General features: G+C 42.2%; 15 protein-coding genes and 1 other RNA gene. 9 read left to right on the forward strand and 7 right to left on the reverse strand.

Annotation, left to right across the window (positions count from 1 at the left end; all coding sequences use genetic code 11):
- Positions 1 to 949 (reverse strand): group II intron reverse transcriptase/maturase (gene ltrA / locus NAF19_RS25655; protein ID WP_252793224.1); only part of this gene is annotated, 949 nt, incomplete at its 3' end.
- Between the two features lie 736 nt (positions 950 to 1,685).
- On the reverse strand, positions 1,686 to 2,126 hold the full coding sequence (locus NAF19_RS25660; RefSeq protein ID WP_252793225.1) for an Hsp20/alpha crystallin family protein: 441 nt from the start codon (positions 2,124 to 2,126) through the stop codon (positions 1,686 to 1,688).
- 134 nt (positions 2,127 to 2,260) lie between these two features.
- On the opposite strand from NAF19_RS25660, the gene NAF19_RS25665 reads away from it, so the two are divergent.
- Complete coding sequence (locus NAF19_RS25665; protein ID WP_252793226.1) at positions 2,261 to 2,707, forward strand: acyl-CoA thioesterase; 447 nt, start codon at positions 2,261 to 2,263, stop codon at positions 2,705 to 2,707.
- A 173-nt stretch (positions 2,708 to 2,880) separates the two neighbouring features.
- Here NAF19_RS25665 and NAF19_RS25670 read toward each other — a convergent pair whose 3' ends face one another.
- The 4 genes from NAF19_RS25670 to folB all read right to left on the reverse strand — a co-directional run bounded on the left by NAF19_RS25670 (position 2,881) and on the right by folB (position 7,439).
- A complete protein-coding gene (locus NAF19_RS25670; protein ID WP_252793227.1) occupies positions 2,881 to 4,893 on the reverse strand; it encodes an FAD-dependent oxidoreductase in 2,013 nt (670 codons plus the stop codon).
- A 34-nt stretch (positions 4,894 to 4,927) separates the two neighbouring features.
- On the reverse strand, positions 4,928 to 5,560 hold the full coding sequence (locus tag NAF19_RS25675; protein WP_252793228.1) for an MgtC/SapB family protein: 633 nt from the start codon (positions 5,558 to 5,560) through the stop codon (positions 4,928 to 4,930).
- A gap of 125 nt (positions 5,561 to 5,685) precedes the next feature.
- A complete protein-coding gene (locus tag NAF19_RS25680; protein WP_252793229.1) occupies positions 5,686 to 7,092 on the reverse strand; it encodes an FAD-binding oxidoreductase in 1,407 nt (468 codons plus the stop codon).
- A complete protein-coding gene (folB, locus tag NAF19_RS25685) occupies positions 7,089 to 7,439 on the reverse strand; it encodes a dihydroneopterin aldolase (RefSeq protein WP_252793230.1) in 351 nt (116 codons plus the stop codon). The genes NAF19_RS25680 and folB overlap by 4 nt, the downstream gene beginning before the upstream one ends.
- Before the next feature lie 353 nt (positions 7,440 to 7,792).
- Between folB and NAF19_RS25690 the strand changes: the two genes are divergently transcribed.
- The gene (locus NAF19_RS25690) at positions 7,793 to 8,974 is read left to right on the forward strand and encodes an acyl-CoA dehydrogenase family protein (protein ID WP_252793231.1); all 1,182 of its coding nucleotides are present in this window, start codon (positions 7,793 to 7,795) and stop codon (positions 8,972 to 8,974) included.
- Between the two features lie 93 nt (positions 8,975 to 9,067).
- On the forward strand, positions 9,068 to 11,206 hold the full coding sequence (locus tag NAF19_RS25695; protein ID WP_252793232.1) for a tetratricopeptide repeat-containing sensor histidine kinase: 2,139 nt from the start codon (positions 9,068 to 9,070) through the stop codon (positions 11,204 to 11,206).
- Positions 11,207 to 11,221: 15 nt separating this feature from the next.
- On the opposite strand, the gene NAF19_RS25700 is transcribed toward NAF19_RS25695, so the two are convergent.
- Positions 11,222 to 12,580, reverse strand: coding sequence for a GH1 family beta-glucosidase (locus NAF19_RS25700; RefSeq protein WP_252793233.1), 1,359 nt, complete (start codon positions 12,578 to 12,580; stop codon positions 11,222 to 11,224).
- A 293-nt stretch (positions 12,581 to 12,873) separates the two neighbouring features.
- Here NAF19_RS25700 and NAF19_RS25705 point away from each other — a divergent pair, with 293 nt between their 5' ends.
- From NAF19_RS25705 to rnpB, 6 genes are all read left to right on the forward strand, one after another.
- A complete protein-coding gene (locus NAF19_RS25705; protein WP_252793234.1) occupies positions 12,874 to 13,344 on the forward strand; it encodes a DinB family protein in 471 nt (156 codons plus the stop codon).
- A 45-nt stretch (positions 13,345 to 13,389) separates the two neighbouring features.
- On the forward strand, positions 13,390 to 13,797 hold the full coding sequence (locus NAF19_RS25710) for a hypothetical protein (RefSeq protein ID WP_252793235.1): 408 nt from the start codon (positions 13,390 to 13,392) through the stop codon (positions 13,795 to 13,797).
- On the forward strand, positions 13,794 to 14,447 hold the full coding sequence (locus NAF19_RS25715) for an SCO family protein (protein WP_252793236.1): 654 nt from the start codon (positions 13,794 to 13,796) through the stop codon (positions 14,445 to 14,447). Before NAF19_RS25710 ends, NAF19_RS25715 begins: the two co-directional genes overlap by 4 nt.
- Positions 14,444 to 14,860, forward strand: a complete 417-nt coding sequence (locus tag NAF19_RS25720) for a c-type cytochrome (protein WP_252793237.1) — start codon at positions 14,444 to 14,446, stop codon at positions 14,858 to 14,860. The genes NAF19_RS25715 and NAF19_RS25720 overlap by 4 nt, the downstream gene beginning before the upstream one ends.
- 32 nt (positions 14,861 to 14,892) lie before the next feature.
- The gene (locus NAF19_RS25725; protein WP_252793238.1) at positions 14,893 to 15,351 is read left to right on the forward strand and encodes a hypothetical protein; all 459 of its coding nucleotides are present in this window, start codon (positions 14,893 to 14,895) and stop codon (positions 15,349 to 15,351) included.
- 20 nt (positions 15,352 to 15,371) lie between these two features.
- Positions 15,372 to 15,767, forward strand: an RNA gene (rnpB, locus tag NAF19_RS25730) — RNase P RNA component class A.
- Positions 15,768 to 16,032: the final 265 nt, after the last annotated feature.

Raw genomic sequence — 16,032 nt, forward strand, 5'->3', positions numbered from 1 at the left:
GCATCATCCGGTCTTCCATTGCATAGGGTTTGCTCCGGCAGGTTATCTGCCGGATTTTGTTCTTGTAAGCCGCAATGCTTTTACGGTGTACCGAAATCCCCTTTTCACCCCTCTTGTGGTAGAAAGTAAAGCCTAACAACTTACTCAGCCACGGACGTGTTACCGAACTCTTCTCCATATTAACCTTCAACTTTAGTTCCTTTTCTATAAAAGTCCGGATACTTTCCATCACACGTTCGCCTGCTCGTTTGCTTTTGACGTAGATACTAACATCATCGGTATAGCGAACAAACCGGTGACCTCTTTGCTCCAGTTCCTTGTCCAGCTTATCAAGAATAATATTGGATAGTAGTGGGCTTAGCGGACCTCCCTGGGGTACCCCCTGTTTACTGGGACTTAGAATACCTTCTTCCTGAATCTCTGCGCGCAGGATCTTATGGATGAGTTTTAGTACACGCTTATCCTGTATCTTCCGACTCAATTCATTCATCAGGTAATCATGGTTAACACGATCGAAGAACTGGGCCAGATCAAGGTCGACTACATGGCTGTAGCCTGCATTAATGTACTCCTTTGCCTTTTGCAGGGCTTGATGTGCATTCTTTTCTGAACGGAAACCATAGCTGTTTTCCGAAAAGGCGGCATCATACATCTTGTTTAGCTCCTGAGATATGGCCTGTTGGATCAACCTGTCCATATATGTAGGAATACCTAATTTTCGTTCGCCACCGTTGGCCTTGGGGATCTTTACACGTTTTACAGCCTGCGGCTGATACGTCCCGGTTTCTAGCTTAGTCCTGACCAATTCCCATTCGGCTTTAAGCTGGCCGGGAAAATTTGCCGCTTCTATGCCATCTACTCCGCCTGCACCCTTGTTTCCCACAACCTGTTTGTAGGCTGACCGCATGTTTGATTGGCTGATGATCGATTCCAGTAGCTTCTTCTGCACTTTTTTTTTCTTCTGTTTCCTCGTTTCCTTCCTTCTTTCAAGTCATCGTTCAGCGCTCCCTGTTACCTTTCTGCTTCCAGCATATCCATATACAGGCGAGTTCTCCATCCGGAGACTTCTGCTTTCTTTACGATGATCCCATTGCCAGAGCTACTCCTCGGACATTTAATGTTCAGCCCTTCCCCGTTTTTTTTAGGTACTATGGCTTCTGCTGACTTCTGCTAAACAAACTTTGCATCACTGCAGGCTCTTGCTCCTTCGGGACGCGCTTCTCCCTCCGTCCACCATTTAGCAGATCTCCCCGGGTAAGAACGCAAACTTTCTCTCCATATACCTGTCAGATATACAGCACCATGTTTCGGATAGTTTTGGGCTTTGTCTTGTTATGCAGACTCACCCACATGGAACTGCCTCAATCTGCTTCCTGTTCGTCAGGCCAGAGATTTACCGCCGGCTTCCTTCAGATTCGCAGTCACCCACGACACCCTTGCCTTGAGTTAACGCTTCCCACTATCAAGGCGCGTTCGGGACTCGCACCCTATAGCTTGCGCCCGTGCCGGGCGCACATGAAAAAAGACCGTCCCCTTTCGGAAACGGCCTTTATCAAACTAAACCAACTATTATGAAAACACTCTTTTTATTTTAGAATCCAGCTTGGGGAAGTCTTACTTCGACTTTGCATCCAGTATTCTAATCCTTGTCACCAGTCTTTTCAGACTCCCCTTCTTCCGGATAATTATTTTACAGCTATTTCGCGTGACTGAATTTTAGCTTCTTCTTTTTTGGCTACGTTCAGCTTTAATATACCGTCAACATATTCTGCTTCAATTTTTGCAGCATCAGCAGTTTCTGGTAAAGTGAATGAGCGGGTGAAAGAATTGTAGCTGTATTCGCGTTTGCTGAATTTTTTACCTTCTTCAACGTTTTCAACCTTTTTATCGGCCGATACGCTTAATACGTTTTTGTCAAGGCTGATTTTAAAATCTTCTTTCTTCAAGCCTGGGGCAGCCAATTCAATTTGGAATTCGTTTTCGGTTTCTGCAATGTTAACAGCAGGAACGCGGCTTGACAATTTGTCGCTTAAAAACGAGTCGTTTAAAATTGAATCAAATACGTCGCTAAAAAATGGGTTAACGCCGTGGTTCTTTTGTCCGTTTGCAAATTTTACTAATGTCATGATTATATTCTCCTAAGTTTTTCTTTTAATATATTTGCTGAAGGTTAATCAACTGTTGTACCAACGCAAAAAAACGAGCACAAGCAGACATTATGTCAGCTAAGTTGCAAAACCTACAGACAAAATGACATTTTATGAGTGAAAAAATATCCGATTATAAGTTTAGAACACCTATAGCCCTTCGTTTTTCAGATATCGATGCGGTGGGTCACGTAAACAATGCTATATACCTTACCTATTTTGAAGCAGCCCGTTTTGCCTACTGGAAGGAAATTACCGATTGGAATTTACGAAAAGATGGCGTTATTGTCGGCCGATCGGAGGTTAATTACCTGAAGCCAATTACGCTTGAAGATGAAATTTACTGTTACGTTCGCACTACCCGTATTGGCAACAGCAGTTTTGATATGATGTATTTGCTGGTACGGATAACGCCAAATGGAGAGGAAATTTGCACAACTGGTAAAACGGTTTGTATAAGTTACGATTACACCCGGAATAAATCCGTCCCGATTCCCGATAGAGAAAGAGAAAAGATGATTGCCCATGATGAGCCGCGTTTAATCACAAACACCAACTAATGTTATAATTAACTTATGCGCCGGCTTTTTAGTTTCCTTACAGTTACGGCGTTACTTTTAGCAGCATGTAACCATCACAAGAGAATAAAGCCATCCACATCAAATTAATTTTAATCACATACAGCTACAGAGCAGCAATCCGCGTAGGGTAAAACTAGTTGGCGGGTTACAAATCAGTGCCGAACCGGGACAAATAACGCTGCATCAGCAAGTACTTTTCCCGTAGCATTTTTTCCAGTTGCAATCAACGAGCCTTCTGTCCCTGGCGAAAAGTGATACACGCCTAATTTAACCCACTCTCCAGCTGTTTGCCCTTTAATGTTTATTTTATTTGTATCGATATTAACCTCGGCATCCCAGGCGACATTTTTTATTTGGATGTTGATATTTGACGAGCCGCCCGCTTGTTTTGAAACATAGAAATACACCACATAGTCGCCTTCTCTTTTTATACCAGGAGAAAACTTGACAAAATCAGTGGGCTTAGCTAAGCTGTCGCTTCGATAAGCAGATAGGCCGTAATTTCCCCCGGAGTCGTAAATTCTTTTCCAATTCCCGCTAGTTGTTACATGGATGGTGTCGCTGTCATCAACCAAGACTTCGGGTGTACTTCCGTCGGCCAAGGGATTTTCTTTTAAAACAGATTGTATTTTCTGCACCGTTACTTGCTGGATGCCTGTGTTATTATCAATAGCAATGCACGCAGCAACTGACGCTGATTGTGCCAGCATCATAAAAACAGGCTCCATCCGGATAGAGCCATAGGCAATGTGGCTTGCCGACAAACACACCGGAACCAATAAATTACTACATTCCGTTGCTTTGGGAACAAGGCTGCGATATGATATAGGATAAGGACCAAAGCCGCCAACCTGCACATCACCTTCATTTTTTACCATGCCATTTACCACAATTCGTTCGGCATTATGCGAGTCCATGGTATAAGCAGCCATACCTATGCCATCGTTTACAACTTCCTTGCCCTGGCAATTCGCCTGCGTCATCACATATTCGCCAACCATCCGCCTCGCTTCCCGCACATACATTTGACTGGTAAAATGCCCGGTGGTTAAAAATTCATCTTTCGGATAGCCATACTGCAGCATTTGAGTTCGGATTTTCAAAGGAATACGCGGGTCGTGCCCTACAAAATAAAAAAGGCCCTTTATGTAGTTTTCATGTGCCTTAAAAATGGCAGAACGTTCGGTATAACCTGCTTCAGGGTAATTCCAGTTCATACCGATCATGTCCGTTGAGAACGGGCCGTTGTTGTTAATGTCGGTTTTCTCATTCGGCATTTCGCTTACGGTCATAAAATCACGAATATTCTTAAATGACTTTTTTTCAATTAAACGGACCAACAATTCGTATCGTTCCGACTTGTAATCATCGGGCATCGTAATGGGGATACGATTTTTGGAATTTTTTGTGAGGCAAACCCGAATATTATAAGTTTGCACCATTTTATTGCCGGCGCCGTCAGGCAGTAACTTATTGTTGCTTATGCCCCATAGCAAGCCGCTTGCTGGGTTACCCGGGATTTTATACGGACTGATGCTATCCGGAAACTGGTGTTTTTCCCTAAACTGGCTTCCGTTATAAGTTTCGTTATACTGCTTATTGTCTTCCCTTCCTACGATATAAGAGACACCTGCTTTCGCCATCAAATCGCCTTCATAGCTGCAATCGATAAATTGCTTGCCGTTAATGACTTTATTGGTTGATTTGCTGGGTGCGAGTGCATTTTCCAGTGTAATAGTTCTTATTTTCAGCCCGGCCTTGCCGACACCTGTAATCCGGTAGCTGAACAACACCTGTACATCAGCCCTTTTTAAATAAGACAAAAATATATTCTCGGCAACATGCGGCTCAAATATCCATTGTTCAAAAGCCCCGTAATATTCACCTACTTTACGGTAAAAATTAAGTGACAGGCCATTTATGGCATATTTATTTCCGATGTCAGTATAACCTAAGCCCCCCGTTGTCAATCCGCCTATACACGTGCCGGGTTCAATCAATAAAACTGATTTGCCCATTTGCTTAGCCGTATACGCCGCAATAACACCTGCCGAAGTACCGCCATACACTACCACATCGAAACTATGAACTGCGTCCGCAGCAACCAGGTTATCAGCCAGTAACAGCAGTAATAAACTTAGCTTAAATATTCTAAATATCTTCATTACGTCCCTGCAGTTAATTTTAAACATCTACTGTTTAAAACGACTTCACTTTTTCCATTTGGAGCAGTTTATCATCAAGCTGGTTAATATACTGGCGATGCCCGGTAACCAATATGGCTGCCTGCAAGCAGCCGTCTTTTTTTGAGATATGAACACGCCTTGATTTTAGCTTAAGCGTAGTTACTATGCCCTCAATGGTATCAAGATTTTCGTATTTAGCGTCGGCAAAAACTATAGTAAAAAGCTTATCGCGGTGAATCTTGTCGATATACCTTTCGAGCAGGTTGAAAAACAATAGCACCATCAACGTAATAATAGTACATATCAACGCCAAAGTATAGTTGCCTGAACCGGCAGCCATTCCTATTGCTGCAGATATCCAAATAACCGAGGCTGTAGTTAACCCGCTAACAGTGAAGCTGTCTTTAAAAATTACACCCGCACCAATAAAACCAATACCGGTAACAATGTTAATGTTAGCACCAACGCCGGCACGCTGCGCTACCATTGTATAAATAGCGGAACCAAGACAAATTAATATAATGGTGCGAAAGCCGGCAGTTTTATTTTTATACTGCCGCTCCAAACCCAGCAAACCACCGCAAATAACCGCTATGGCTATTTTGATGAGGTCGTGATCAGTTATGTTAAATTCCAATGCCGACATGACACGATTAAAGGATTAAATTGATTTACAGGATTGTAATGTACGATTTTCTAACACGAGTAAAGAGATAAAACGATTAACTTGAAGGATATCGAATTGCAAAATCTTGTGAATCCTGCAAATCTTTAAATCGTGTTAAAGATTTTTCCCGGGTTTAATATACCATTTTTATCAAACACCTGCTTTATGCCCCGCCATAGGGCGAAATGTACTTCTCTGTATTTTATGGGCATAAATTCCTTTTGTACCAACCCTATCCCGTGTTCGCCGGATAGTGTTCCTCCTAAGGCGACAGTTAATTCAAATATTTCACGAATACCATCCTTCAATTTGGTGTTCCAGTCTTCATCGCTCATCTTCCCTTTAATGATATTTACGTGTACGTTCCCATCACCTGCATGGCCATAACACACTGATTCAAAACCATATTTATTGCCTGCTTGTTTTATCCCTTTAATTAGCTGTGGCAAGCTGGCTCGCGGCACAACGCAGTCTTCCTCTTTATAAATAGAGTTTGATTTTACCGATACAGCCATCGTTCGCCTCATACGCCAGATTTCTTCTTTCTGGGCAGATGTATCGGCAAACAACACTTCCGTACAGCCGAACTCTTCCAGTACATGGTTTATTTTTTCGCAATCGGCAAAAATCACATCCTGGTTGGTGCCGTCAACTTCAATCAGTAAAAAGGCTTCAACGCCGTCCTTTAAATCAAACGCCAGGCCGTCATTTTCATTAACCCACTCCACTCCTCTTCGCTCCATAAATTCCAACGCCGATGGCACTACCCCTGCCCTAAAGATACCCGACACAGCGGCGCACCCAGCCTCGTTACTACTAAACGAGGCCAGCAGCAAAGCATCTAAAGTTGGCCGTGGAATAAGCTTTACGACAATTTTGGTAATAATACCCAACGTCCCTTCTGAGCCTATCATCAATTGGGTAAGATTATAACCCGATGCATATTTTAATGTATTGGCGCCCGTCCAGATAATTTCGCCGGAGGGTAGTACCACCTCAAGGTTTAGAACATATTCGCGTATAGTACCATATTTAACAACCCGGGGCCCGCCGGAGCCATGCGACACATTGCCGCCTATAAAACAACTGCCCTTACTGGCTGGATCTACAGGGTATAAAAGACCTTTTTGCGCCACCAAATCCATAAAAACTTCGGTAATTACGCCAGGTTCAACTGTCGCCTGCAGATTTTGCTCGTCAATTTGCAGTACCTTGTTAAAGCGTTCCATTGAAATTAACAAACCACCCAAAATTGCCAATGCCCCGCCGCTTAAGCCTGTACCTGCCCCGCGTGGGGTAACCGGGATTAAGTTTTCATTACACAACTTCATCAATGCCGAAACTTCCCCGGGCGATTTTGGCCGGGCAACAACTTCCGGGTAAAAACGTAAATCCTCGGTTTCGTCGTGGCTGTATTTTTCAAGTTCGCCATGCCCGGTTATAACATCAGCATCGCCGATAATAGCTTTAATTTCAGCAAGGATCCCTTTGGATATTTTATTGAACGTCATACAGTTATAACTATATTTGAATATTCGACTCTGCCTCTCATCGGCGGGTTTAATTTTTTAATAGATACGCGAATAGTATCAGCAAATGAAAATTGTCGCTTTATTTCGTCTGCAATTGATTGTGCAACAGTTTCGATCAATTTGGTAGTTCTTTTCATTTGCTCCCCGGTGATCGCGTAAACCCGTTCATAATCAACGGTATTGCTTATCTTGTCTGCTTTAATATCGCCAGGTGGCGTAAAACTTACATCAACGTCAACAATAAATTTACAGCCAAGTTTTTGTTCTTCGGGATAAAAGCCATGAAAAGCAAAAAACTCGGCGCCATGCAGGGAAATGGTTATCATGTTTCAAAAGTAGCAGATTTTGTTGGTTTAAAAGCTGGTTTAAAAGTTGGTTTAATCAAGAAAATGCATCATCATGAACTTCCCGAGGCACAAATGGCTATTTATGTGGGCTGATAGTTTGCCCTAATCCACATCGTATCCTAATGCACCATCAGATGAAAGCAGTGGTTTAATAATTTTAGCATTAATGTAGAAATATTTTTAGGTAGACATTTTCATCAAAAACCATGTTTAAACTATTTAAACATACTTTTTGATATAAAGTGGCTTCTGGTATCTAAAAACAGCATTTTTGGATTAAATAAGTCCACTTTAAATGATATATCTTTGCCCACCAATTTTACACTAAGCATATGTCTAAAAAAGATATCTACGAATCGCCTGATTATTATTTAGCTGATGAATTACTCTCCGAAGAGCATAAACTGATACGTGCCAGCGTGCGCGATTGGGTTAAAAAAGAAGTAAGCCCTATTATTGAAGATTACGCGCAGCGTGCCGAATTCCCCAAACACCTGATAAAAGGTCTTGGCGAAATAGGCGCCTTCGGCCCTACAATACCTGTTGAGTATGGCGGCGCCGGGCTTGATTACATGGCCTATGGCATCATCATGCAGGAAATTGAGCGCGGCGATTCAGGTATCCGTTCGACTGCATCGGTACAGGGCTCGTTGGTTATGTACCCTATCTACGCATATGGATCAGAAGAACAAAAACAAAAATACCTACCCAAATTAGCCACCGGTGAATTAATGGGCTGTTTTGGCCTAACTGAACCCGACCAGGGTTCTGATCCGGGTGGTATGACTACCAACTTTAAAGATGCCGGTGACCATTACGTTTTAAACGGCGCTAAAATGTGGATATCAAACTCACCGTTTGCCGATATTGCCATTGTGTGGGCTAAAAATGAAGCCGGCAAAATACACGGCTTAATTGTTGAGCGTGGCATGGAGGGCTTTACCACACCCGAAACACATAATAAATGGTCGTTAAGGGCATCATCAACCGGCGAACTGGTTTTTGATAACGTTAAAGTACCAAAAGAAAACCTGTTGCCTAACGTTTCTGGCTTAAAAGGGCCACTTGGCTGCCTTAACCAGGCACGTTACGGTATAGCCTGGGGTGCCCTGGGCGCAGCCATGGATTGTTATGATACCGCCTTGCGTTATTCAAAAGAACGCAAGCAATTTGGTAAAGCTATAGGCGGGTTCCAGTTGCAGCAAAAAAAGCTGGCTGAAATGATTACGGAAATAACAAAAGGTCAATTATTGGTTTGGCGTTTAGGTACTCTAAAGAACGAGAATAGAGCCACCCCTGCTCAAATATCAATGAGTAAACGTAATAGTGTAGAAACTGCATTAAATATCGCCCGCGATGCCCGCCAGATGCTCGGTGGCATGGGCATTACCGGTGAGTATCCAATAATGCGGCACATGATGAACCTTGAATCGGTAGTTACATACGAGGGAACACATGACATACATTTACTTATAACCGGCATGGATGTAACCGGATTGGAGGCTTTTAAATAAAAGGCAACCTTAATCTAAAAAAAACCGTTTAACCGCAAGTAAATCTCACCCCTTTTGGGAGCGAGGTGTATATTTGTACTTACATATTGGTTAATGGTGCCCTTACCTGTAATTAATAAAAACTCTCTGATTAACAAGTTATTACTTGTACCGGCTATTTTTTGCCTGCTATTTTCCTGTACCAAAAAAGATGCTGATACGGGCGACTACTCTGAGCTGTTCAAAGCATTTACCGCCGAGCTGGCAAAACCCATACACCATCACACACTTGAGCAGGAGCAGACGTTCATAGATTCTGCTTATCGCGAAATCAAAAATCCATTTGTTAACGATATCTTCCGTTATTACGGCTTAAAATTTTTATACTATAAAAAAGGCATCAATCAACCTAAAAAAGCTTTAGTATATGCCGACAGCATGCTGATGATGGCAAAAAAAAGTGTTAACAGCAAGCAATACGTTAGCAACTACGCCGAGGCAAACTTTGCGAAAGGCGATGCCTACTTTAGTCTTTCACAATATAGCCTTGCCTACCAGTGTTATTACCAGGGTTATTTTATGGGTAAAAACAACCTAAAGAATGAAATACTGGCTGAATACACCTATCGCATGGGTATGGTGATGTTTAAACAGACCCATTATCCAGAGGCTGCTAAATATTTTAAAGAAAGCTACAGGCTAAGTCTATCTTACAAAGAAAGTTTCACATCTTTTTACCAGCGCCAGGAATTGCTTGATAATGTAGGCGAAAGCTTTAAAAACAATGGCAATTTAGATAGCGCCGCTGTCTATTTTAACAAAACGCTTGAATATATTGATGCAAACAGTGGCAAATATACCGGCCCCGGTCAAACAAGGCTTATTAATGTGGCGCGCGCGGTTACTTTTGGCAACCAGGGCGAAATTGCGATGCTAACAGGCCAACACGAGCAAGCTGCCCTACTATTAAAAAAGAGCATCGATATAAATCTTAAGAAATCGAACGATTTTATGAATGCCCAAATGGTCGAAATAAACCTGGGCAAATTATACTTCAGCAATCGGCAATATCAGCCATTTACAGCTTTATTAGCCGATTTGCGCAGGCAGCTCGATACCGTAAAAAACGAAGAAGCTGAAACCAGCTGGTATTTACTGATGAGTAAATACTATGTACAAACCGGCGATTTTTCAAAGGCCTTTGCACACCTTGAAAAATACAACTCGTTAAAGGATTCTATAACTAAACGGGCAAGTTCGTTAAAAGAGACTGATGTAAACCAGCAACAGGCCAACTACGATAAACAATACCAGATTGAAAACCTGAAGGACAACAATAAAGTTCAGTTGATTTACATATACCTGGCCGTTATTTGTGCTGTAATGGCAACTATAATTGTAGCGCTGGTGTATCGTAACTGGAAAAAATCAAAAAATGACATAAGGATTGTACGGCATTTGAACACCCAAATAAGCAAGCAAAAAAACGATCTGGAAGTTACGCTGGATGAACTAAAACAAAGCAGCCAGGAAAAAGACCGCATATTGCGTACAGTAGCACACGATTTAAGAAACCCAATTGGAGGCATAGCATCGTTAACGCAGGTGATGATGGATGATGAGTTTAATGATGAACAGAAGGAGCTTATTACACTGATAAAAGAAACTTCAAACAATTCGCTGGAACTGATAAACGAAATACTGGAAGTTACGAACAGTGGCACCAGCCAGCTAAACAAAGAGCTGGTCGACATTAATTCGTTGCTAAGTAAAAGTGTTGAACTATTACGTTTTAAAGCCGCTGAAAAAGGTCAGAAGATTAAACTCGAGCAGCTTGAACAGCCCGAGGAGCTGCTGATAAGCCGCGAAAAAATATGGCGGGTTATAGGCAATTTAATTAGTAATGCCATTAAATTCAGTGCAGCGGGCGAAACCATTGTTGTTAAAGCTATCGTCCATAAAAATGAGTTAAAAATATCGGTACAAGATTCGGGCATTGGCATACCTGCGAACGTGCAGGACAAGGTTTTCAACATGTTTACCGAAGCTAAGCGCCCCGGCACCGTGGGCGAAAAATCGTTTGGGCTTGGCCTGTCAATAAGCAAGCAGATTATTGAAAACCACGATGGTAAAATTTGGTTTGAAAGCGATGGTAAAACGGGCACCACGTTTTATATTAGCCTGCCAAGGCAAAAGCAAAGCAAAGCATCGGTTGCACAAAACACAGGCAATGGTGTTGAAACCTACGCATAAGGTTGTCAAAAACAACTAATTCCCGCTCAAAAAATCAGCATACCAATAGCCGGATCCTTTTATAATACGCTGCTGGGTTTCAAAATCTACATATATCAATCCAAAACGGGGGTGATACCCTTCTGCCCATTCAAAATTGTCGGTTAAAGTCCAGATAAAATAGCCGCTTACCTTTAAACCTTCATTTTTTGCTTTTAAAACCTGGGTAAGGTATTGTTGCAGGTAGGCTACCCGTTGGGGATCGTCTACCTTACCGTCGGTTACATTGTCGGGGAAAGCAGCACCATTTTCTGTTATGTAGATTTTTTTTATTTGCGGATAGCCATTAAACTGCTTAAGCATCTGGTATATCGATGGCGGATAAACTTCCCACTTCATATCCGTTAAAGGCACTCCCCTCTTTTCTGCTTTCACCAGCGATGCACCAACGTAAGGAGTAAAAAATGAATTTTTAACAATTTCACGGGTGTAGTTTTGTACCCCTATAAAATCAAAATCGAACTTCATCAGTTCCTCATCGCCGGGGAGCTTATACTTTTCAATGCCTTTTAATGCGGCAACCTCGATTGGGTAACCAAGCCCCAATACCGGCTCAATAAACAAGCGATTAAGCAACGCGTCTACCCGTTTGGCAGCAGCAACATCTTTCGGCTTATCAGTGTGTGGCTCGATGTAGGAGCAGGAAAATGTTGTACCTATTTCGGCGCCGGGTACCAGTTCACGCAACACCTTCCCTCCCGCAGCCATACATAAAACTGCATGATGTATTGCGGGTAAAAAGTTTTTAAGCCCGGTACGGCCGGGAGCATGTATCCCCAAAAAATAACCTGCGCCGGTAAACACTCCCGGCTCATTCATTACCATCCAGTGTTTTACGCGGTCGCCAAAATTTTGGGCACAAACAGTTGCAAAGTTGGTAAACCAGTCAACAATTTCGCGATTTGTCCAGCCGCCTTTTGCTTCCAGGGTTTGTGGCAAATCCCAATGATAAATGGTAAACCAGGGTTCAACCCTCTGTTCAATACAGTAATTAATAACACGGTTATAAAAATCGATACCGGCCTGGTTTATTTCTCCTGAACCGTTGGGCAATATACGGGGCCATGAAATTGAAAACCTGAAACAGGGAATGTTTAGTTGTTTAACAATGTCGATATCCTGCTTGTATTCGTTATAAAAGTCGCAGGATGTGTGCGGCAGATCGCCGTTTAATATTTTTCCTTTTTTAGCAGAAAATACGTCCCAAATGGATTGCCCTTTGCCGTGCGCGTCAAACGCACCCTCAATCTGTAAAGCAGCAGCAGAAACGCCCCAGACAAAATCATCCCCAAAAACCTGTTTGTTTATATGTATATCCTGCGAAGTGCTTCCCATTAACTAACTATTGTAAAGCCAAATTGTGCAATACAATTAAATAAAAGAAATTTTTGGATAAATAGTTTAGTGAATAAAAGAAGATTTCATACTTCTTAATATCATCCACTCACGCAAATTGGTAAAAAGCTTCGAAAATTTTATTATCAGTTTCATAACAAGCGTATTTATTTACAACTAAGGTAGGCAACCAGTATGTAGCAGGTATATTATTAGTATTATGTTATTGTTAACTGGTAATAGCATTGTAAACCAATTTGTTTTACTGTTTACTATATTTTTATTTTTGCAGGATGAAAGCCTATTTTAACCGCCTGTTTCAATTCGATGCGTATGCCAACCAAATTATTTTAGATGCCATTATTAAGGCTGGCGAGCCCGAAAAAGCAGCACAATTAATGGCCCATATTTTGGCCGCGCAGCAAATATGGCTTAACCGTTGTTTAGGATTACCACAGGCGGCAGTTGAATTATGGATCGGCCCCGGTGCAAAAGCAACTGGGTTCGCCGAAAAGATACAAGAAAATCACTCAGCGTGGATAATATGCCTGAACGGCTTTACCGATACCGATTTCGACAACACAATATACTACCAAAATCTTCGTGGCGATAAATGGGAGAGCAAGCTGGTTGATATTTTAGCACATGTAATTAACCATGGCACCCATCACCGCGCGCAAATTGGCCAGCAACTGAAGTTTAATGGCGCCGAAACACTGCCAAATACAGATTATATTGCTTACATCCGACAAATAAATAGTTAACCTATGTTGTGTGTTGCTTATTTTTGGCCGCATAAAACCTATAAAATGAAAAAACTGTTCTTAATATTACTTACTGGCTCTTTACTTTACAGTTGCTCAAACCAGAAGGTCGAAAAAAAAGCCATTATGGAAGATGTAATGAAAGTGCATGAAAAAGTAATGGAGGTTGAAGGGCAGGTAATTGCCAACCGCATGAAATTGGATACCTTGATAACCCAAAACAAAATATCGGCAAAAGACTCGGCCAAGACGCTGGTAAAAAAAATGAGCGCTGCCGAAGATGCTATGGAAGACTGGATGCACAAATTTGATTACGAGCAGAAAGGAAAATCGGACGACGCCGTTATAACGTATATGAACGCTCAAAAAAAGCTGATAATGGCCATCGATTCGCAACTGAACACAGCAGTAAAAGAATCAAACATCTACCTAAAAACGGTCAAAATAAAATGAAGAACACAGGTTACATAATTGCACTTATCTTACTGGGCTGCGGATGCAAGTTTAATGATAGTACTACAAAAACATTACCTATTTACGGCAACAAGGAACCTGTTACCAAAACAGTAAACGGCAAGCAGGTAACCGATACCGTTTACCAAACCATACCCGCATTTAAGTTTGTAAACCAGTATGGTGACACTATCACCGAAAAAAGTCTCGAAGGTAAAATATACGTGGCCGATTTCTTTTTTACCACCTGCCCTACCATCTGCCCCGTTATGCACCGCAATATGCTGCCGGTTTACAACGAATTTAAAAACAACCCCGATTTCAGGATACTGTCGCATAGTATCGATCCTAAATATGATACAGTACCAGTGCTAAAAAAATATGCTGATAAAATGGGCATCGCTGGTAACACCTGGTGGTTGCTGCACGGTAACAAGGACGCCACATACACCATTGCAAAAAGCTATTTGGTGGCTGTACAGGAAAAGAATGCACAGGAAAATTATACGCACGACGGCTTTTTTATACTGATTGATAAGCAAAAACGAATACGCGGCACCTACCAGGGTACAGACCCTGCTGAAGTAGAAAAGATGACTGCCGATATCAAAATCCTGATGGCCGAACCCGGCCAAAAAGCGGCAAAATGAAAATATGGCTTATCATTTCTGCTTTCATGGCTATGCTCGTTATCACAGCTTCGTGCCAAAACGACGGGCAGATTGAATTTAATCGTTTCTACTCCAATGGAAGTGTAGTCTACCAGGCGCATTGCCAAAACTGCCACGGAGCTAAAGGTGAAGGTTTGCAGGGGCTTATCCCGTCACTTAGCGATTCCACCTACTTAAAAAACAATAAAAACACGCTTGCGTGTCAGCTCAACGGCGGTTTAAAAGGAAAAATAACGATTTTAAATAAGGAATTTGAAGGCGAAATGCCCGCCAGTAAGCTCTCCCCCCTTGAAATTGCGCAGGTGCTTACCTATGTTACCAATTCTTTCGGCAATAAACTGGGCACTGTAAATACCGACCGGGTAAATACTGATTTGGCTAAATGTAAATAATTATCGCTACTTTAATCGTCTTCAATTAGCAAATGGCGAATTTCTTTAATCCAATTTCGTTAACAAGGGTATTTGAGTTAAAAACTCCAATACAGGCAGTTACCACTCATATTTCGCGTACCACGCCAACCGGTTTTTCCGTTACCCGGTTGTCCAACTTCGAATTTATCTTTCTCTCTGACCTTTCGTTAGGCACCTTAATTAAAAACGGCAAACCACCTGCGGTTAACGGCATACAAACCCGGGTGGTACTTACCCAGGTCGGCAAAAATACAGCAGTTACTTTTACAACTAAACGACGGTTTGAGCTAATTTTGACATTAGGAGCCTGGGGATTATTTACCATATTTCAATTGGTTGGCAAACAGTCCATACCTATCTGGATTACCACCGTATTTTTTCCAGGCTTGTTGATCTTTTTCTTTCTGCTCTACCGGATACAGGAGAACATGCTGCAAAACAAGGCCGAGGCGTATTTAAAACAGGTTTAATTAAAATCTGCTACCTTTGCTGTGCAAAACGTTCTATCGCTGGTCGCTTTCGGGTGGCCGGAGGAAAGTCCGGGCAACACAGAGCATCCTGCTTCCTAACGGGAAGGCGCCGGCAGCCGGCGACAGCAAGTGCCACAGAAAATATACCGCCTTGATTCGTTGGGGTAAGGGTGAAAACGTGAGGTAAGAGCTCACGGCTTTTCCGGGCGACCGGGATTGCGGTAAACCTCAGGAGTTGAAAAACCAAATAGGTCCCGGACGCGGAGCTGCTCGCTTCCTAATCCGCCTGTTGCAAAACAGGTGATTTGCCGGGATGGGTAGGTTGATTGAACCTGCAAGCAATTGCAGGGCCAGATTAATGATAGAAACCATTAGCAATAGTGGAACAGAACCCGGCTTACAGGTTTGCTGCTGATACACCCCTTCCGGTAACGGGAGGGGTTATTTTTTTAACACGATTTAAGGATTAAAAAGATTTACAGGATTTTGAAAGGAGGAGATTTGGCAACTTTTAAAAAGTTGTCAGATCTAAGCTCGGTGTAGTATCGCCGCGTTTGTCCTTCGGACTTCCCTTCTTTCGGTCTTTCGGACTTTTCTGACGTTTCCGACTCAAATCAACTTTTTCAACCTTACAAAAACCATTCGTTCAAAAATGTGTTTGGTTTTCTATACATTTACATA

This window comes from Mucilaginibacter flavidus, assembly GCF_024055575.1.
Lineage (GTDB): Bacteria > Bacteroidota > Bacteroidia > Sphingobacteriales > Sphingobacteriaceae > Mucilaginibacter > Mucilaginibacter flavidus.